This is a genomic window from Novosphingobium sp. BL-S-21 (assembly GCF_055521655.1).
In genome coordinates, this window is sequence record NZ_CM145495.1 from 126,075 (window position 1) to 143,113 (window position 17,039).

General features: G+C 67.8%; 14 protein-coding genes. 12 read left to right on the forward strand and 2 right to left on the reverse strand.

The window, feature by feature from the left end:
• Positions 1–113 precede the first annotated feature (113 nt).
• Entirely contained in the window at positions 114–374 is a 261-nt protein-coding gene (locus ACZ1J6_RS00470; RefSeq protein WP_431567813.1) for a hypothetical protein, read from the reverse strand.
• 105 nt (positions 375–479) lie between these two features.
• Here ACZ1J6_RS00470 and ACZ1J6_RS00475 point away from each other — a divergent pair, with 105 nt between their 5' ends.
• The 10 genes from ACZ1J6_RS00475 to ACZ1J6_RS00520 all read left to right on the forward strand — a co-directional run bounded on the left by ACZ1J6_RS00475 (position 480) and on the right by ACZ1J6_RS00520 (position 12,927).
• Positions 480–2,129 carry a ShlB/FhaC/HecB family hemolysin secretion/activation protein gene (locus ACZ1J6_RS00475; RefSeq protein WP_465127328.1) on the forward strand — a complete coding sequence of 550 codons (1,650 nt, stop codon included), beginning with the start codon at positions 480–482 and terminating at the stop codon, positions 2,127–2,129.
• Positions 2,130–2,225: 96 nt separating this feature from the next.
• Entirely contained in the window at positions 2,226–2,786 is a 561-nt protein-coding gene (locus ACZ1J6_RS00480) for a 2OG-Fe(II) oxygenase (RefSeq protein ID WP_431567815.1), read from the forward strand.
• A 172-nt stretch (positions 2,787–2,958) separates the two neighbouring features.
• Complete coding sequence (locus ACZ1J6_RS00485; RefSeq protein WP_132267803.1) at positions 2,959–3,975, forward strand: ParB/RepB/Spo0J family partition protein; 1,017 nt, start codon at positions 2,959–2,961, stop codon at positions 3,973–3,975.
• A gap of 1,130 nt (positions 3,976–5,105) precedes the next feature.
• Positions 5,106–6,464 carry a hypothetical protein gene (locus ACZ1J6_RS00490; protein WP_465127329.1) on the forward strand — a complete coding sequence of 453 codons (1,359 nt, stop codon included), beginning with the start codon at positions 5,106–5,108 and terminating at the stop codon, positions 6,462–6,464.
• Between the two features lie 782 nt (positions 6,465–7,246).
• The gene (locus ACZ1J6_RS00495) at positions 7,247–8,752 is read left to right on the forward strand and encodes a hypothetical protein (RefSeq protein WP_465127330.1); all 1,506 of its coding nucleotides are present in this window, start codon (positions 7,247–7,249) and stop codon (positions 8,750–8,752) included.
• Between the two features lie 124 nt (positions 8,753–8,876).
• Positions 8,877–10,247: an EAL domain-containing protein gene (locus ACZ1J6_RS00500; RefSeq protein ID WP_465127331.1), complete on the forward strand. Its 1,371-nt coding sequence runs from the start codon at positions 8,877–8,879 to the stop codon at positions 10,245–10,247.
• A gap of 40 nt (positions 10,248–10,287) precedes the next feature.
• Complete coding sequence (locus tag ACZ1J6_RS00505) at positions 10,288–10,524, forward strand: hypothetical protein (RefSeq protein ID WP_134093291.1); 237 nt, start codon at positions 10,288–10,290, stop codon at positions 10,522–10,524.
• A gap of 50 nt (positions 10,525–10,574) precedes the next feature.
• Positions 10,575–11,264 (forward strand): helix-turn-helix domain-containing protein, encoded by a 690-nt coding sequence (locus ACZ1J6_RS00510; protein ID WP_165921469.1) that lies wholly within the window; start codon positions 10,575–10,577, stop codon positions 11,262–11,264.
• 167 nt (positions 11,265–11,431) lie between these two features.
• Positions 11,432–11,824, forward strand: a complete 393-nt coding sequence (locus ACZ1J6_RS00515; RefSeq protein ID WP_132267811.1) for a response regulator — start codon at positions 11,432–11,434, stop codon at positions 11,822–11,824.
• Entirely contained in the window at positions 11,821–12,927 is a 1,107-nt protein-coding gene (locus ACZ1J6_RS00520) for a sensor histidine kinase (protein ID WP_465127332.1), read from the forward strand. Before ACZ1J6_RS00515 ends, ACZ1J6_RS00520 begins: the two co-directional genes overlap by 4 nt.
• Here the strand turns inward: ACZ1J6_RS00520 and ACZ1J6_RS00525 are convergent.
• Positions 12,907–14,241 (reverse strand): histidine kinase, encoded by a 1,335-nt coding sequence (locus ACZ1J6_RS00525; RefSeq protein ID WP_465127333.1) that lies wholly within the window; start codon positions 14,239–14,241, stop codon positions 12,907–12,909. The two genes, ACZ1J6_RS00520 and ACZ1J6_RS00525, sit on opposite strands and share 21 nt — an antisense overlap.
• Positions 14,242–14,874: 633 nt before the next feature.
• On the opposite strand from ACZ1J6_RS00525, the gene cpaB reads away from it, so the two are divergent.
• Together cpaB and ACZ1J6_RS00535 are read left to right on the forward strand one after the other, a co-directional pair.
• Positions 14,875–15,831: a Flp pilus assembly protein CpaB gene (gene cpaB / locus ACZ1J6_RS00530; RefSeq protein ID WP_465127334.1), complete on the forward strand. Its 957-nt coding sequence runs from the start codon at positions 14,875–14,877 to the stop codon at positions 15,829–15,831.
• Positions 15,828–17,039, forward strand: a complete 1,212-nt coding sequence (locus ACZ1J6_RS00535; RefSeq protein WP_465127335.1) for a type II and III secretion system protein family protein — start codon at positions 15,828–15,830, stop codon at positions 17,037–17,039. The genes cpaB and ACZ1J6_RS00535 overlap by 4 nt, the downstream gene beginning before the upstream one ends.

Here is a 17,039-nt window from a genome sequence, read left to right on the forward strand (position 1 = left end):
CTTTCCCCGCCCGACATGGGGTTGGAGCCGACCTGGCGGCGATTTGCGTAACTTGTCCAAGGTCGTTCTTGGGGCTCTCTTCGGCCGCCATAATCTAAAATAAGAACTATAAATCAGAGCGTTAATGAATTCGTCCCGGTGATCGTCATCGCCGCGATCAATCCCGGCGAAAACCCGGATATGGTTACCGATTTCCTGCCGGCCTTGCCGTTTTCCGCGCCCTGAAGCCGGCTTTGCGTAGCGCCGGCAACGGGGCTGCCCCGGCCGTGAGCCGGCAAACCCGCATAACCGCCTCGAAGCAGCCGCTCCGGCTCCAGTTCGGGATGGCGGGCGAGTCCATGTTCTTCATCTTGCGGGGAAAGCTCTTCCCACACTTCACTCCCGCAAACACCATCAGGCGATCACGAACCATGACGGCTTCGGCAATTCCCTCACCCCCAAGCCGGCCCCGGAGGCTGGCGCGAAAGCTGGGCCTGCTGATGGCGGGCCTCTTGCTTCCGTCGATGCCGTTCCAGGCCGCGCAGGCGCAGATCGCCGCGCCGTCTCCGCAGGCCCCGATCATCGACCGCGACCGCGTCGACCGGCAGGATCCCGACGTGCCGCGGGTGCCGGCACCGGCGCAAGTGCCGCAGGCGCAAACCCCGGTGGTCGCCACGCCAGCGGCACCTTCGGGCGGAGCCGGCGTCGCGCTGACCGGCCTGCAATACGAAGGCTCCACCCTGCCCAAGCCGCTGCTCGACAAGGCCGTCGCCGCTTTCATCGGCGCCCCGTTGAACCGGGACAACCTGCAGAAGATCGCCAACGCCCTCAGCACTACTTATGGGCAGAGCGACATCGCCTTCTTCGCGGTGTCGATCCCGCAGCAAGTGCCCACCGGCGGCGTGCTCACGGTCCGCGTGCTGGAGGGGCGCATCACCCGCTACACGCTGGACGGAAAGACGCGCAGCACGCCGACGCGCCTGATCGACGCGCAAGTGAAGCGCCTCCTGCGCGAGACGCCGACTCACAAGTCCACCATCGAGCGCACCATTTCCCTGCTGCGCGACATTCCCGGCCAGACCGTGCAGGCCAGCCTGAAGCAGACGCCGACCCCCGGCGAGCTGGCGCTCGACCTCAAGGTGGACCGCAAGCAAGTGGACGTCACGCTGAACGTCAACAACAATGGCATCGTCAATGTCACCACGGGCGTGCAGACCCAGCTTTCGGTCGCGGTGAACGGCGTGCTGCGCGAAGGCGATACCACGCGCTTCTCGGGGAACCTGCCGTTCAACCCGGATCGCTACCAGTTCTACTCGCTGAGCCACGCCACGCCGATCGGCTCCAACGGCACCACGCTGGGCGTCAGCGGCGCTTATGTCCGCACCAAGACGCGCGATTTGAACATCATCGGCGAAGCGAAGCAGGGCGGCATCGCCATCTCGCACCCGCTGATCCGCTCCTATCGCCGCAATCTCTCCCTGAGCCTTTCGCTCGACGGGACGAACAGCACCAATTACTTCCTCGATACGGCGTTCGGCGGTTTCAAGACGCGGGCTTTGCGGCTCGGCACGGTATGGTCGTCGATCGACAAGACTGGCGGCTATGCCATCTCCACCAGTCTGAGCCAGGGCCTGGATGCCTTGGGCGCGCGGCCGATCGAGGGCTATTCCGATGCCTCGTTCCGCAAGGCCAATGTGCAACTCACCGCGATCAAGGAATTGACCAAGGCCGTCTCCGTCAAGGCCACGCTGCGCGGCCAATATAGCGGCGACCGGTTGCCGACCACCGAGCGCTTCCCCTTGGGCGGCGAGGGCGCGGGCATGGCTTACCGCATCGGCATCATCACCTCGGACAAGGCAGCCGCGGGCAGTCTGGAACTGTCCTGGCGCGTCGCGGGCAAGCCAGCGGGTGCCACGCGCGGCCTGACCGTTTTTGCCTATACCGATGGAGCGCTGGCGCACAGCTACGAGCGACCAGCCTACCGACTGGCGGCTCAGGACTTTTCGCTGGCGACCGCAGGTGCCGGGGTAAGGGTAACGCCGGTCAAGGGCTGGACTGCGACTGCACAAATTGCAGTACCTGTCAAGTCTCTATCAGAGTTCTACAGTAAAAAGGCGCGGTTCTTCTTCAGCGTCAATCGGACGGTCTGATTTGCGCTTTTGCGTGTACGCAAAACGCCATGCGCTCTCCGTGCGAGCCTTTTCACTGGATCATGAAATTCACGCGTCGAAGGAATGGGGCGGACGATGAAGAATGTTTGGGAAGTCTGGACCAGTGCGTTCACCGATGCGGAGTGCGACGCCATCATCAAGCGTGCCGAGGGATATTCGGAACAGGACGCGACGATCGGGTTCTCCGGCAACTTGCGCAGCGATCTTGGTCATCGCACTTCGACAGTCCGCTGGCTGGACGCCGGGCGCGAGAAGGACATCGTTTCGCGCGTCATGGATTTCGTCCGCCCCTCCAACCGAACGAACTTCGGCGTGGAGATCGAAGCGCCTTACGAACTTCAGTTCACGGAATACCGCGCGACGAACAAAGGGCATTACGATTGGCATCAGGACGTGTGGCTCGAATCCACCCGGCCCTTTGCGCGCAAGCTGTCTGTCGTCGTCCAGCTATCCAACGCCAGCGACTACAACGGCGGTGCGTTCGAGTTCTTCGGGATCGCCAACCCGGCCGAGCAATTCGCGCCGCGTGGCAGTCTGCTGATCTTTCCGTCCTTCCTTCAGCACCGCGTACTGCCGGTGCTTGAAGGGACACGGCGCAGCCTTGTCACCTGGGTCGAAGGCCCCAACTGGCGTTGATCCGGGGCGGCGAAGGCAACGGGGCGGGCGTCGAGAGTGCCTGCAGCCGCGCAGGGGACCGTAACCGCACCGAAGTGGTGCCATAACTCCGCCGATACGAACATTGTTTAACACCCGCTTTGCGAAAAGCGCGGATATGAAAAGGGCTTGGTCAGAGGTTGTGGAGAGTGACATGGGCGGGTTTGTACGGGACATTTTGACGACCTTGTCCTACGAACCTCATCCGGCCGAAGCGGCGGGCGTGGACGGTGAAGCGCTGTCGCGGCTCGATCAGCGCCTTGCCGGATTTGCGCAGGGGAGCGGCAGGGCCCGCACGGCGATTTCCATTCGCCCTTCCGATTGCAGCGTCTGGGATGGCAACCCGCGCGATGTGCCCGGCCTCTCGGCGGAAAGCTGCCGCTCGCTGATCGAATCGATCGCGCAGGAAGACGGAAATCGCATTCCCGTGCTCGTCCGCCACAATGCACCCGGCGCTGATCATCCCTATCAATTGCTGGTCGGCAGCCGCCGGCGCTTCTCGGTGGACTGGCTGAATCACAATGGCCGGCCGGAGATTCGGCTGACAGCGCTTATCGTCGATCTCACTGACGAAGAAGCATTTCGCCTCGCGGATATCGAAAATCGCGAGCGGGAAGATATCACCGAACTGGACCGCGCCCGCAGCTATCAGAATGCGGTCGACAGGTTCTACGGCGGGGTGCAATCGCGCATGGCCGAAGCGCTGAACCTGTCGAACAGCCAGTTGAGCCGCCTGCTGTCCCTCGCGCAAATGCCGGACGAAGTCGTCAATGCCTTCGCCACGCGTGACGAACTGCGGGTGCGCCACTCCGAAGTGCTGACGCCCTTGTTGCGCCGTGCCGAACAGCGAGAACGCCTGCTGGTCAGCGCACGCCTGATCGGGGAAGAGCAGCAACGCCTCGCCGCCGGGGGAGAGCGAATGATCCCGGCCGCCACCGTTCTTGCCCGTCTGAAAGACGCCGCCAAGGAAGGCGACATCCGGCGCGGCAATGATCGGCCCCTGGTTCTCGGCGATGCACGCGTGGGCCGCATCCGGGCCGGAAGGGAAGGGCTGGCCGTGGACCTGCTCGTTTCCGAGGAAACCGACATCGACGCCTTGCTCGTTACCTTGCGGGACGCCCTGATCGACAGCCGCCGCCTTCTCTCGGTAGAGCCAGAGCCGGCCGCCTGACCGAGCCGGCCATAGCGGCTTCCGTGGCCGTTCGCGGCGGTAAAGGGCAACTCGTTGGCGCTGACGGGGGGAGATCAGGTATCTCGTCACCCCTCAGGCGGGGCGGGATTTCTCCCCGATCTTTCAGCGTCTGGCTGGGCCGATTCGCCGGCTGACCGGCGGGGCTGCGAAGGTGGCAGCGGTTGAATTCGTGACTGACAGATTTTCTCCGGCCATGACGGGCGCCGTCTTCGGCAGCCTGTTCCAAACAATAGTCTTTTCGGTTCTAACCGCTCGGCAAGCGGTTTGGCCGACTTGCGCGCCTTGCGTGCTTCCTTCCCCTCCGATCCGACGATGAGCATGGCCTTTGCGTGGCACCAGCCCCGCAAAGGCCCGATTTTCCGTACGCGACAGCACCTTTGCTCATTCCCGATGCGGGACTGTCGCAAGTCCGGGATCGGCAGTTTCAGGCCGGTTCCATCTGGCCGCGAAGCGCCTCCGAACTGTGCCTAGGCTCCGACGCAGTGGGCATTTTCATGGAGGTTAACACGATGCCGCGTCAACAATCGCGCCGATCCGCCAGGCACCTTCTGCTTTGTGCGACGGCTATCCCGCTTCTTCTCCTGGGCGCCTGTGCCGACGGTGTCGGCTTCCGCGTCGGCGCGGGTGGCGGCGGCTCGCCCTCGGGCCCAAGCGGTCCAACGGGACCCACAGGCCCGACCAGCCCCACAGGCCCGACTGGCCCATCCGGCCCCAGCGGCCCTTCCGATCCCAGCGGCCCCACAGGCCCTACCAATCCGAGCGGCCCTACAGGTCCGACTGATCCGAGCGGCCCAACGGGTCCGGCCGGTCCGACCGGTCCCACAGGACCCACCGGGCCAACCGACCCCAGCGGCCCCACCGGTCCCGCTGGACCCACCGGTCCCGACGGGCCAAGCGGTCCGACTGGACCAACTGGCCCCACCGGCCCCACCAGCCCGACTGGTCCAGCAGGCCCCACCGGCCCGGCAGGTCCGACCGGTCCAACTGGTCCTACCGGCCCCGCAGGCCCGACGGGACCGACCGGCCCGACTGGTCCCACCGGACCCACGAGCCCGACCGGGCCCACGGATCCCAGCGGCAGCACCAGCTTCACCGGACCGATTGCGGGCGTGAACGTCGGCGGTGGCAGCCTGCTCGGCCAGAGCGGTTCGAGCACGCTGATCGACGTCAATGTCGCGCCGGATACCGCCTCCACCAGCAGCACCGGCCTGGCCGTCGACTTGCTCACCGGAGACGGCAAGGCCGTGCAGGTAACGCTGCCGACCACCGCGGCGCAGACCCAGCAGGCGCTCGCGCCGGTCGGTGCGTTGGCCGGGGCCCTGCTCGGCGATCAGGCTGGAACCACGGTGACGCAGCTCACCAACGGACTGGCGCCGACGGTGGCCACGCTGACCTCCACGGTGGACGGCGTCGCCTCGCCGCTGCTCGATACCGTGAACGGCGTGCTCTCGCCCGTGCTGGGTGAGACCGGATTGCTGGCCCCCGTCACCGGCCAGGTCGGCGGTCTCGTCGAGGGACTGACCGGCTCGCTAGGCGGTGCGGGCGGTCCGGCACGGACATATGACGGTCCGTTGCTGGGTGTCGACCTGGGCAACACGGCTCTGACCGGGGCGAGCACCGGCGACACTCTGGTGGGCCTCAATGTCCTCGCCGAAGGGGCGGGCCAGACCACGGGGCAGCTCGTGACGGCCAGCGTGCTGTCCAATGGCAACATCGCGGAACTGGGCCTGCCGACTACGGCGGAAGGCGTGGCTGCCGGACTTGCACCTGTCGGCAACCTGGCCGGTGCCCTGCTGGGCGAGCAGGCCGGCGGCGCGGTCGACCAGTTGACCAGCGGCCTCGCGCCGGTGGTGGCGCCGGTGACGGCCGTCGTGGACAGCGTGACATCGCCTCTGCTCGGCGCCGTCAACAGCGCGCTTGGCGGCGTTGTCGGCGGTGTGACGGGAGGCGTGACCGGAGGATTGGGATCGGGTGACGGCGGCGCGGCAGCGGTGCTGGCCCCTGTCACCGGCGCGGTCGACTCGCTGGTCGGCGGTTTGGCAGGCGGCGCGACGGGTGGAGCCGGGGGCGTTTTGGCGCCGGTCACCGGACTTGTCGAAGGCGTCGTCGGCGGCTTGACGGGCAGCGGAACGGGGGCAGGCGCCGCCCTCGCGCCCGTGACAGGCGCGGTCGACACGTTGCTGAGCGGCACGAATCAGGGCGGCGCCCTGGCCCCGGTAACAGGCGCCGTCACCGGCGTGGTGCAAGGCGTGGTCGGCGGCGCGGCCGAAAGCACGGCGCCGCTCGCACCCGTCACGGGCGCGGTCAACGCGCTGGTGGGCGGTGTCACCGGTGCGGCAACGGGTGCCGGCACCGGAGCCGGGACCGGTGCCGGGACTGGGGCGTCCAATGGTCTGGGCTCCGCACTCGCGCCGGTCACCGGCCTCGTAGGCTCGCTGCTCGGGGGGCTTGGCGGCCGCACGAACTGATCGTCATGCGTGCCCGGCGCCCCACAACCCCATGGTCGGGCACGCGAACGACCCCCGCCTTCTGACCGAAGGGGGGTGGGGGAGAAGAGGCAGTCCCGGCGACGGGGCTGCCTCTTCGATTCTGGCCGCCCAAGCCGCCGCCCAAGCCGCCGCCCAAGCCGCCGCCCAAGCCGCCGCCCAAGCCGCCGCCCAAGCCGCCGCCCAAGCCGCCGCCCAAGCCGCCGCCCAAGCCGCCGCCCAAGCCGCCGCCCAAGCCGCCGCCCAAGCCGCCGCCCAAGCCGCCGCCCAAGCCGCCGCCCAAGCCGCCGCCCAAGCCGCCGCCCAAGCCGCCGCCCAAGCCGCCGCCCAAGCCGCCGCCCAAGCCGCCGCCCAAGCCGCCGCCCAAGCCGCCGCCCAAGCCGCCGCCCAAGCCGCCGCTCGATCCCCGCTACGGCCGCCGCTGCAAACCGTGATCAGGCCTATCGGGGGCTATCGAAACGTAACGAAAATGAACCGGACTGAGTGCTTAACCATAGGGCAACTTCCGCGGCCCGGTTTCCTCCCTCTCCCTTCCAAAGCCGCCGATTTTCCCTCGGCTTGCGCGAATTTCCGGTGCTTTGCGTGTTTGCGCAGACCTCTTCCGCGAATTTTCCGGCTTGTTCCCGAACGACTTTCCGTTCTCCCGGTCCGCCCGGATGCGGTCAGGTCCGAGGCGGCTGCTTCTGGACGCGGTGCTTCGGCGGGGCCGACCTATCATCTCTTCAACAGGCCGATCGCGGCTGAGATCACGTTGGAGAAGACCCATGCCGACCCGTCATTACCCCTCGTTCAAGCGACACGCCCTCCTGGGCACGGCCACGATCCCGCTGCTGCTGGTAGCGGCCTGCACGAGCGGAATGGACTTCCAGGCCGGCACCTCTTCCGGGCCGACCAGCCCCAGCACGCCCAGCGGTCCCAGCACGCCTTCCGGCCCGAGCACCCCTTCCGGCCCGACGGGCCCGACGGGTCCGACCGACCCCAGCGGTCCCACCGGCCCGACCGGCCCCACGGGTCCGACCGATCCCAGCGGCTCGACCACCAGCTTCACCGGCCCGGCCGCCGGTGTGTCGGTGGGCGGCACCGATCTGCTCGGCCAGAGCGGATCGGGCACCCTGGTCAATGTGAACGTGAACCCGGACAAGGCGACCACCGACACGAGCGGCGTGACCGTCGATGTCCTCACCGGCGACGGCAAAGTGGTGCAGGTCACGCTTCCCACCACCGCGGACGATACCAAGCAGGCGCTCGCCCCGGTGGGCACGCTGGCCGGCGCCTTGCTGGGCGACCAGGTGGGCGGCACGGTGACGCAAGTGACCGACGGTCTCGCGCCAACGGTGGCCACGGTCACTTCGGCGGTGAGCAGCGTCACTTCGCCGCTACTCGACACGGTCAATGGCGTGCTCGCGCCGATCGCCGGTGAGAACGGCGTGCTGGCGCCCGTCACCGGGCAGCTCGGCGGGCTGGTCGACGGCGTCACCGGCAGCCTGGCGGGTGCAGGGGGGGCCGATGGCTCCGGCCCGGCACGGACATTCGACGGCCCGCTGCTCGGCGTCGACCTCGGCAACAATCCCGTCACCGGGCCGAGCAACGGCGATACCCTGGTGGGCCTGAACGTCCTGGCCGAAAATCCCGGCCTGACCACCGGCCAGCTGGTGACGGCCAATGTGCTCTCCGACGGCAAGGTGGTCGACGTGGCGCTGCCGACGACGACCGAGGGCGTGGCCGCCGGGCTGGCGCCTGTCGGCAACCTGGCCGGCGCCCTGCTGGGCGAGCAGGTCGGCGGACTGGTGGACCAGGTGACGGGCGGTGTCTCGCCGGTCGTCGCGCCGGTTACGGCCACGGTCGCCACCGTGACCGCGCCTGTCCTCGATACGGTGAACGGCGCGCTGGGCGGTACGCTGGGGCAAGTGACGGGCGGCCTTGGCGCCGGCACGGGCGCCGGATCGGTGCTGGCGCCGGTCACGGGCCTTGTCGAAGGCGTGGTCGGCAGTCTTGGCAATGCCGGAGCAGGCGGAAGCGGTTCGCCGCTGGCGCCGGTGACCGGTCTTGTCGAAGGCATCGTGGGCGGCCTGGCGCCGGGATCGACGGGCAGCGGCGCGGCAGGTTCGGTGCTGGCGCCGGTGACGGGCGCGGTGTCCTCGCTGGTCGGCGGGCTGACCGGCGGCCTGGGTGGCGGCCTCACGGGGGGCACCTCGGGCAGCGCTTCCGGTGGGGCATCGGCAGGCGGCGCGCTGCTCGGCGGCCTGCTTGGCGGCGCGTCGGGTAGCTGACCCGATCCGGCCCCCGGCGCGGGATCTCCCCCACCCGCGCCGGCTGGGCCCAACCGCTTTCCCCCTCCCCGGCGGTCCTTTTCCCCCGGCCGCCTTTCCCTCTCGAAGCTCTTGGACCCGACCGATGATCGACCTCGCCAGGATCAGCCCGCCCAACCGCTGCTGCAACACCCTGCTTGTCGCACGTCTCGACAATGCCGAGGCCATTGCCGCGATCCACGGCGAGGACGGACTCCGCGCCGCGATGGCGCACCTGGCCGGCGCGATCGAGCGGAACCTCAACCCGGTCCGCTTCCACAAGGCCGAGCGGGACCGGATGACCCTGCTGGCCCATGCGGCGATGCTCGAACCGGACTTCGTCTGCGCCCAGATCGAGGCGCTTGGCATGCAGCTTTGCCTGGACCCCCTGGTCCATGGCGCGGGCCGCATCCTGCTCTCGGTCTCGATCGGCCATAGCGACCCCGTGCCCGGCGTGCTGGGCGAAGACCTCTCGGCAGCGCTTGCTGCGGCCTGCGCCCGGCTTGAGCGACTGGCCGCGCCCGGCCATACGGCCAGCCTTCACCTGGCGAACGAGGCCAGTGCCCAGATGCTCGCCCGCTACCGTGACGACATGGCGCGGGCGGAGCGGCTGCTCGGCCAGATCGCGCGGGGCGAAACTTTCTTCGCGTGGCGGCCGATCTTCGATCCGCGCCATCCGGACCGCCTGTTCCAGCACGAGGCGCTGCTGCGCTATGCCGGGGAGCGGGGCGAGCAGTTCGACTGCACCGCTGCCTATGCGGCGCTGGAGCGGTTGGGCATGGCTCACCTGCTGGATCGCAATCTGGTGCTCCGGGTGCTGGACGCCCTCGAAGCCGATCCGCACGCGCATTTGTCCATCGCGATCTCGCCGCAGAGCCTCTCCTTCGACCTTGGCGGCGCGGATGCGGCCTGGACCGACGTTCTGGCGCGGCTGGAGCGCCGGCCCGAGCTGGCGGAGCGGCTCGTGCTCGAATTCCACGAATCCGCTGCCTGCCGGTTCTGGCCGGGGACGCTGACTTTTCTCAACACCCTGCGCGAGCTGGGGGTGGGCCTGGGGCTATACGGATTCGGTTCGGGCCATGCTTCGGTGCGGCAACTTGCCGTGCTGCGGCCCGACCAGGTCAAGCTGGACAGCGCCTTTCTGCGCACCGCCTTCCTTTCGGAGCGCAACCGCGCCCGCGTCGGCCGGCTGGCGCTGGAAGCGCGCACGCTGTGCCGCACCGTTATCCTCACCGGGGCCGAAACCCCGGCGCAGATCCGGCTGGCAGCGGAGGAGGGCGCGGAATGGATTGCCGGTGCGCGGCTCGGCCGCGTCGGCACACGGCGGGTGTGGTCGGCGCCGGATCGGGCGGCTCAGGACCGGATCCCGCGGGCGCGAACGGCCAGCGCCCCTTCCGCCCTCGAAACCGCCGCGCCCGAACCTGCCCGTTTCAGGCCGCTGTCCTGGCCGCTCGCGGCACAGAGCCCCGTTTTCTGATCACTCATAATCAAACGAAAAGACTGGAAAGGAAGCCGAGATGACGAACGACAAAGTCCAGCACGCCCGCGAACTCCTGCGCATCGCGCTGGACATGCTCGACGAATGCGAAGCGCGCGTGAGCGGTGCTCTCGTAGCCGGCGCGCTGGATGCGCTGGGCGGTTCGCACGCGGAGTCGCTGGATGATCTGCCGGCCGGCGCCCCGCCGATCGAGGCCATGGCCCTGGCGATCCAGCGCGGCCGTCCCGCCTACTCCAGCATCCGCAGCTGCGCATGACCCGGCCCCTCTATTCCGATCAAGGAGAGCATGCCGATGAAGGAGGCCCGATGAACTGGGGCAACCAGAGCCTGCCCGCCCGTTTCGAGCGCGATGCGCGGTCGAACCTGCCGCGCTTCAGCCTCCTGCTCGATGCGCAGGTACGGGCCGATGGGCAGGAGGCGGACGTGGTGGTGCACAACCTCTCCCAGGGCGGCCTGCTTGTCGAAAGCGACGTCGAGCTGACGGTCGACGATGTGATCGAGATCGACCTGTCGGAACACGAACGCGTGCGCGCCCGGGTGATGTGGCACAGCGAGAGCTTCTACGGCTGCCGTTTCGAGACGCCGATCTCCGCGGCGGTGCTGGGCGCGGCCCGGCTGCGCGCGGCGCCGCTCGCGGCCGAGGAAGCGGAAGAGGAGGACGCTGCCGATGCCGCGTCCGATACCGATGACGATGCGCAGGAATCGCTGGCCCGGCGCCTGCGGCGGCTGCGCAAGCAGAACGGCTTCAGCCAGGGCGAACTGGCCGAGCGGATCGGCGTCAGCAAGCCGACGGTCTGGGCCTGGGAGCACGGTCGCGCCCGTCCGCAGGATGCCCGCTTGAAAGGAATAGCCGAAGCGCTGGGCACCACGGTCGACGAACTGGACGGCCTGCCGCGCACCGATAACCTGGCCTTTCTCATGGCCCAATATCGCGATCAGATCGCGACCCACTTCAATGTCGCACCGGCGAAAGTGAAAATCGTAATCGAGTTCTGAATTCGATTGCAGGCATTTTTTTAAGCCGTTCGAACGGCTTGACGTGAAAGTTCGTGCATCCCGCTTTCATTTATTGATAATGTCCCGCGCTTATAGGAGTAACGATGTCCAGTGGCGATCCACCAGTGGCTGCTGGTGGCGGACGTCACACGGAGGAACGGGATCGGATGCGGGACGACCAGGCCAGGGTACTTGTTCTCGATGATTTTTCGGCCATCGTCGAAGAGTTGCTGACCCTGATGTCGCTTCACGGCATTCCCGGCGTCGGTGCCGCCAATCTCACCGAAGCCGTGGACATGCTGGAGCGCCATCCCGCCGTCAGCGTGGTCGCCTGCGACTTGCGGCTGGACCGCGAATCGGGGCTCGACATCGTATCCCGCGTCCGCAAGCACCCGAAGCTGGGCGCGCGGGAATTCGAATATGTCTTCATCACCGGTGACCAGATGCGCGAGGATCTGGTGGCCGGCACGTCGCATTACACGTTCCTGACCAAGCCGGTGCAGCCGCAGGCGCTGATCGGCACGATCCGCAAGATGCTGGCCAACGGTGTCGGTGCGTGACGGGGACCGGCGATGATGCGGCCGCCGCGAGCGGCCTGATAGAGGCTTTGCGCGAGCATGTCGGCCTGCGGGTCGTCAGCGACTTGCGCCTGGATGCGGCCGCGAAGACGATCCTGTTCCGCCGCGAGAATGCCGGGGAGGGCGAGCAGCCCGAGGCCCTGGCGATCCATTCCGAGGATGTCCTGCGCCTTGCCGCGCTGAGCGGCCGCTCGGACGTGACGACCGATCTTCGCACCGGCCCGCGCAGCACTTTGACCGTGATCCTGCGCGGCAACCTGGGCGGCATGCATTGGGCCAGCGCGGTGTTCTTGAACGCGCCCGAGCCGCGCGTGTCCCACGAGGAAATGGGGCACGAGGCCATGGCCGAGCGCGCCCGCATGGCGGATCTGGGCGAAAGGGCGCTGACCCTGGCCCATGAACTGCGCCAGCCCCTCTTCACGATCTCGATGGCGAACGAGAGCCTGCGCCTCATGCTGGACCGGCCGGACACCACGCGCTCGCGCCTTCAGACCAGCGCCTCGCGCATTGCCGAGCAGGTCCTGCGCGCCCAGGTCATCATCAAGCGCACGCTGGGTCAGGCCGCGGACGACAAGATCGTCGCCCGCCATACCGACGTGATGGAAGCGGCCGCTAGCGCGGTGGAGTTTCTGGAAGCGCTGTTCGAGCGGGCGGAGATCGCCGTCGAGCTGGAACCCACGGGCCTTTCCGCCTGTGTGGCGTTGGGGCGGGTGGAGCTGGAGCAGGTCTTCGTCAACGTCCTGCGCAACGCCGCCGACAGCATCCAGTCGCGCCGCGCGGCAGGCTGGGACGGGGAGGGGCGGATCGCCATCGCCCTGGAAGGCAAGCCCGGCCAGATGCGCTGCGTGGTGACCGACAATGGCGCGGGCCTTTCCGCCGATCTCGAACGGCTGGCCTTCGAACCGTTCTTCACCACCAAAGCGCAGGACGGCACCGGCCTGGGCCTGCACATCTGCCGTCAGATCATGGAAAAGGCCAAGGGCGGCATCCGGCTGGTGTCCAATCAGGGCGTGGGCGCCCGGGTGGAAATCTGCCTGCCTTCCGCGTCGGGCAGGCCGGCAACCTCAGATGTCGTCGCGGCCTAGGCGGATCACGAAACGCGTGGGCTGACTGGATCGCAGCATGGAGCGGAAGTCCCCGCCCGCCTCGATCGCGACCTGTTCGACCAGCCAGAGCGTGGCATGGTCCAGCTTGCAGCCGGGGGCAGGCGCCTCGTTCTCGTCGATGCACTGGACCGTCACCACGACGTGAACCGGCGTCATGGCGGCGCGCAGCAGGACTTTGCCCTTTCGCTTCTCGGTGCCCGGCCCGATGAAGCTGCCGAAGGCACTGAGCAGCGCGGCCACCGCCATCATCTCCAGCGCGCCGTGATGTTCGGGCAGGAGATGGTCCAGCGCATTGCCGTCCAGTTCCACCGAGACGCCGTGGTGCCGCACGTTGGACTTGGTGGCGGCCACGGCCCGCTCCAGCGCGCTGCGCACGCTGAGCGCGCTGCGCTCCTTGTCGCCATCGCGGCCGAACCACCGGAACAGGCTGAGGATGAAGGCCGCGGCCTCGGTATGCGTGGAAATGCGCGCGACCCGGTCCAGCAATTGCTTGCGGCTCTCTTCGCCGATGTCGAGCTGCTCGACGATATAGCGCATGTTGCCGTTGGCCATGGAGATCACGTTCAGCGGCTGCGCCAGGTCGTGCAGCATGCCCGCGGTTACGCGCCCGAGCAGCAGGTCGCGGGTGACGGGCACCAGGCCGTCCTCGCCCCAGGCCAGCAGCCGGGCGTCGACCATGGCCAGGTGCCGCGCGAGGCCGGCACCCAGGAACGCGGCGCTCAGCGATCCGGTGAAGACCGCAACGGTCGCCGGCAGGCCGGGGGCGATCAGCGTGGCGCAGAAACTGGCCATGGCGACCAGCAGTGCCAGCACCCAGGTCCAGCGCGGCGCGCGCAGCAGCACGGTGACGAGGCTGCGCGGGAAGAACCCGGCCGCGGCGACCATGCCCAGGGTGGTCCAGTAGGCGGGCGCGATCCGGGCTTCGGGAATGAGGTAGAAGCCCGCGCTGAGGGCGGCGGTGACCAGCGCGGCCTTGATCGTCTTGTGCAGGACGAAGAGAGCGCCCGCTGCGGCCGAACCGATCACGCCGGCGGCGGGGGCATGGCTGGAAACGAGGCCGAGGCAAAGCGCGCAGAGCGCGATGGCGCCGGGATAGAAACGCGTGCCGTCTTCCCAGGCGCGCAGCCGCATGGCCAGTTGCGGCGCGAAGCCTGCGCCGCGGGAGGCGCTCTTGCCCCCCGGCAGGCCGTCGTCGTTGGCCCCCGGTGCTCCCGACGGCCCGGCCCCGGAAGAGTTGGTCCCCGCCGGAGCAGCCGGCGGAAATTCCACGACGTTGTTGTTCGGCACTATCATTGCAGTCTGGCCCCCGAGCCCGGATCGGACGCCCTGCGTCTGCGAGTCCGGACGGATCGATGATTGCCAGCCCGACGGGTTTTCGCAACCGCGAAATAAACCTGATAGAAGGTTTTATGCGGTCGTAAGTAAATAGACTAACAAAGCGCCGTTCAGCCGGATCCGCAAGCCGCTTTCAGAATGTTAATCCGGCGATAATCTTCGCAAATGTCGGCGGAAGCCGAAGAGAAGCGCCAGACGAGAATGCGCAAAGCAGGCGATCCATTCTGTTCTGCTCTTGCCTTATGCTTTCCCTGCTAACGCATAACCGGCTTTTGCGTGGATCGGAAAGAACCGATCCGAACATGTTTGGCGATAGTCTTGGCATACCCCTAAATGGCCAAAGATCAGGATTGACGCCTGATTTGGACGAAATGAGCAAAGGTATACTTTCCGGGGCTTTAACGCTTGAGAAAGACTCCCGCTGATTGCGGTCGTATCGGCTATTTCTCCATCTCGGATCATATTCGAGAGCCGCTATCATTCATACGCAAGACGGCGATTTCAGCCGTCGAATGATTGAAAATCTCCAATTCGGATCTTCGGGGCAGTCGATCCGATTTGCGTAGACGCAAGGGACCAGGGGGAATGGGCATGCGGCTCGGTTCGAAGGCGAAGCTGACAATCGGCGTCGGGCTGGTTGCGGCCTGCTGCTTTGCCTTTCTGGGAGTTCGCGAACTGGGACGGGCTGCCAGGCCGGTGGCCGATGCCGCCGCCCGCATCCCGCTGGGCAAGTCGGAGCCTTCCTACACCGTGCTTGCCGCCACCACGCGCGACATCAAGGTGGGCGAAACCATCACCGCCGACATGATCCGCAATGCCCGGTCCGATCCCGCACGCTTCCCCACCGCCGTGACCCCGGCCGAGATCGTCGGCAAAGTGGCCACGCAGGACATTCGCGCCAACGCGCTGATCCCCCGCACGGCGGTGGGAGAGGAAACGAAGCTGGCGATCCGCGTGCCGATGGGCATGCGCGCGATCAGCATCGACACGACGGCGGAAATCGCCGTGGCCGGTCTGGTCCGGCCGGGAGACCGGGTGGACGTGCAAGTCGTCTATCCCGGCGAAGACGCCCTCAGCGGCGCGCGGGCCAGCGGCGTCAGCCGCGCGCGCACGCTGCTGCAGATGGTTCCGGTTCTGGCCGTGGGCGAGGCGGTGGTCGGCACTCAGCCTGCAAGTGGCGTGACGGGCACGGTCGCGGCCGAGCCGCCGCCCGCCCGCACGGTGACGCTGGCCCTTTCGCCCGAGCAGGTTTCGCAGCTCTCGCTGGCCAAGAGCACGGGCGCGCTCACGCTTTCGCTGCGCAACCCGGGCGACAGCGTCGAAGTGGCGGTTTCGCAAGTGGCCTCCGCGCCGCTGCCGCGCCCGGCCATGCCCTATCCGGTGCCGGCGCCCGCTTATGCGGCCCCCCGCCCCGCCCCTGCGCCCCGCTCCACGCCGGCAGCGCGCCCTGCGCCAAGGCCGGGTAGCCAGTCCGGCGGCGCGCAGGCCATCGAACTCGTCGTCGGCGGCAATCGCCAGGTCATCTATTCCGGGAGTGCATCGCAGTGAAAGCCCTGATCGCCTCCTGCGTCCTGGCCGGAGCCGGCCTTGCCGGCGCCTCCCTGGCCGTTCCCGCCCATGCCCAGGCGCGGGGCGAGGAGCAGCAGGAACTCCTGCAAGTGGACGACCAGCGCACCCTGTCCTTCCCCAAGGCGATCGGCCGGGTGGAAGTGAGCCGCGAGAACGTGATCGGCGTCTCGGCTCCGACCGCGCAGTCGATCCGCATCAAAGCGCTGGCGGTGGGCGATGCCGTGCTGACCGTCTTTGCGCAGGACGGCACCGTCATGGGCGAACGCAACGTCCGCATCGGCGGCGCGGGCTTTACCGGCCAGGCCGCGGGCTACCGCCCCGGTGAGAAAGTCGTGGCGGTGGACGTGCAGTTCGCGGCCGTCTCCAGCTCCACGCTCAAGGCGCTGGGCTTCAGCTTCGCCAAGCTGGCCGGAGACCTTCAGGGCGCCGTGATCTCGCCCAGCGGGGTCAACAGCTACAGCAACGACCGGACCGGGTTGTCGATCGACGCTTCGGTGCCGATCCAGAGCGCCTTCAACCTCTTCCTCTCGGCCCGCAACCACGGGATCGGCGCCGTGCTGAGCGCGCTCTCGTCCAACGGGCTGTCCCAGCTCCTGGCGCAGCCCACCCTGCTGGTGCGTTCCGGCGAGCAGGCCAGCTTCCTGGCCGGCGGTGAATTCCCGGTGCCGGTGCCGCAGAACAGCGGCGGCAACGGCAATACCCTGTCGATCGAGTACAAGGAATTCGGCGTGCGCCTGACAGTGACGCCTTATGTCCTGTCCTCCGACCACATCGTGCTGAAACTGGCGCCCGAAGTGAGCGAACTGGACTACAGCAACGGCGTGCAGCTTCAGGGCTACGTGGTGCCCGGCATCCGCCGCCGCTCCGCGGAAACCACCGTGGAACTGGGCAGCGGCCAGAGCTTCGTGATCGCCGGGCTCAACTATACCAACAGCGCGATCACCAAGGACAAAGTGCCGTTCCTGGGCGACCTGCCGGTGCTGGGCGCCTTCTTCAAGCGGCAGCAGACCCAGAAGGAACGGCAGGAGCTTATCATCGTGGCGACGCCGCGACTGGTCGAGCCCGGCACTGCGCCGGTGGCGCTGCCCTCGGCGCCCGGCAACCCCGATCCCAGCCTGGGCCAGATGATCGTCGGCAACGACGGCGTCGAGCAGTCCGTGAAAACCTTCGGCGTCGTGAGGCCCTGA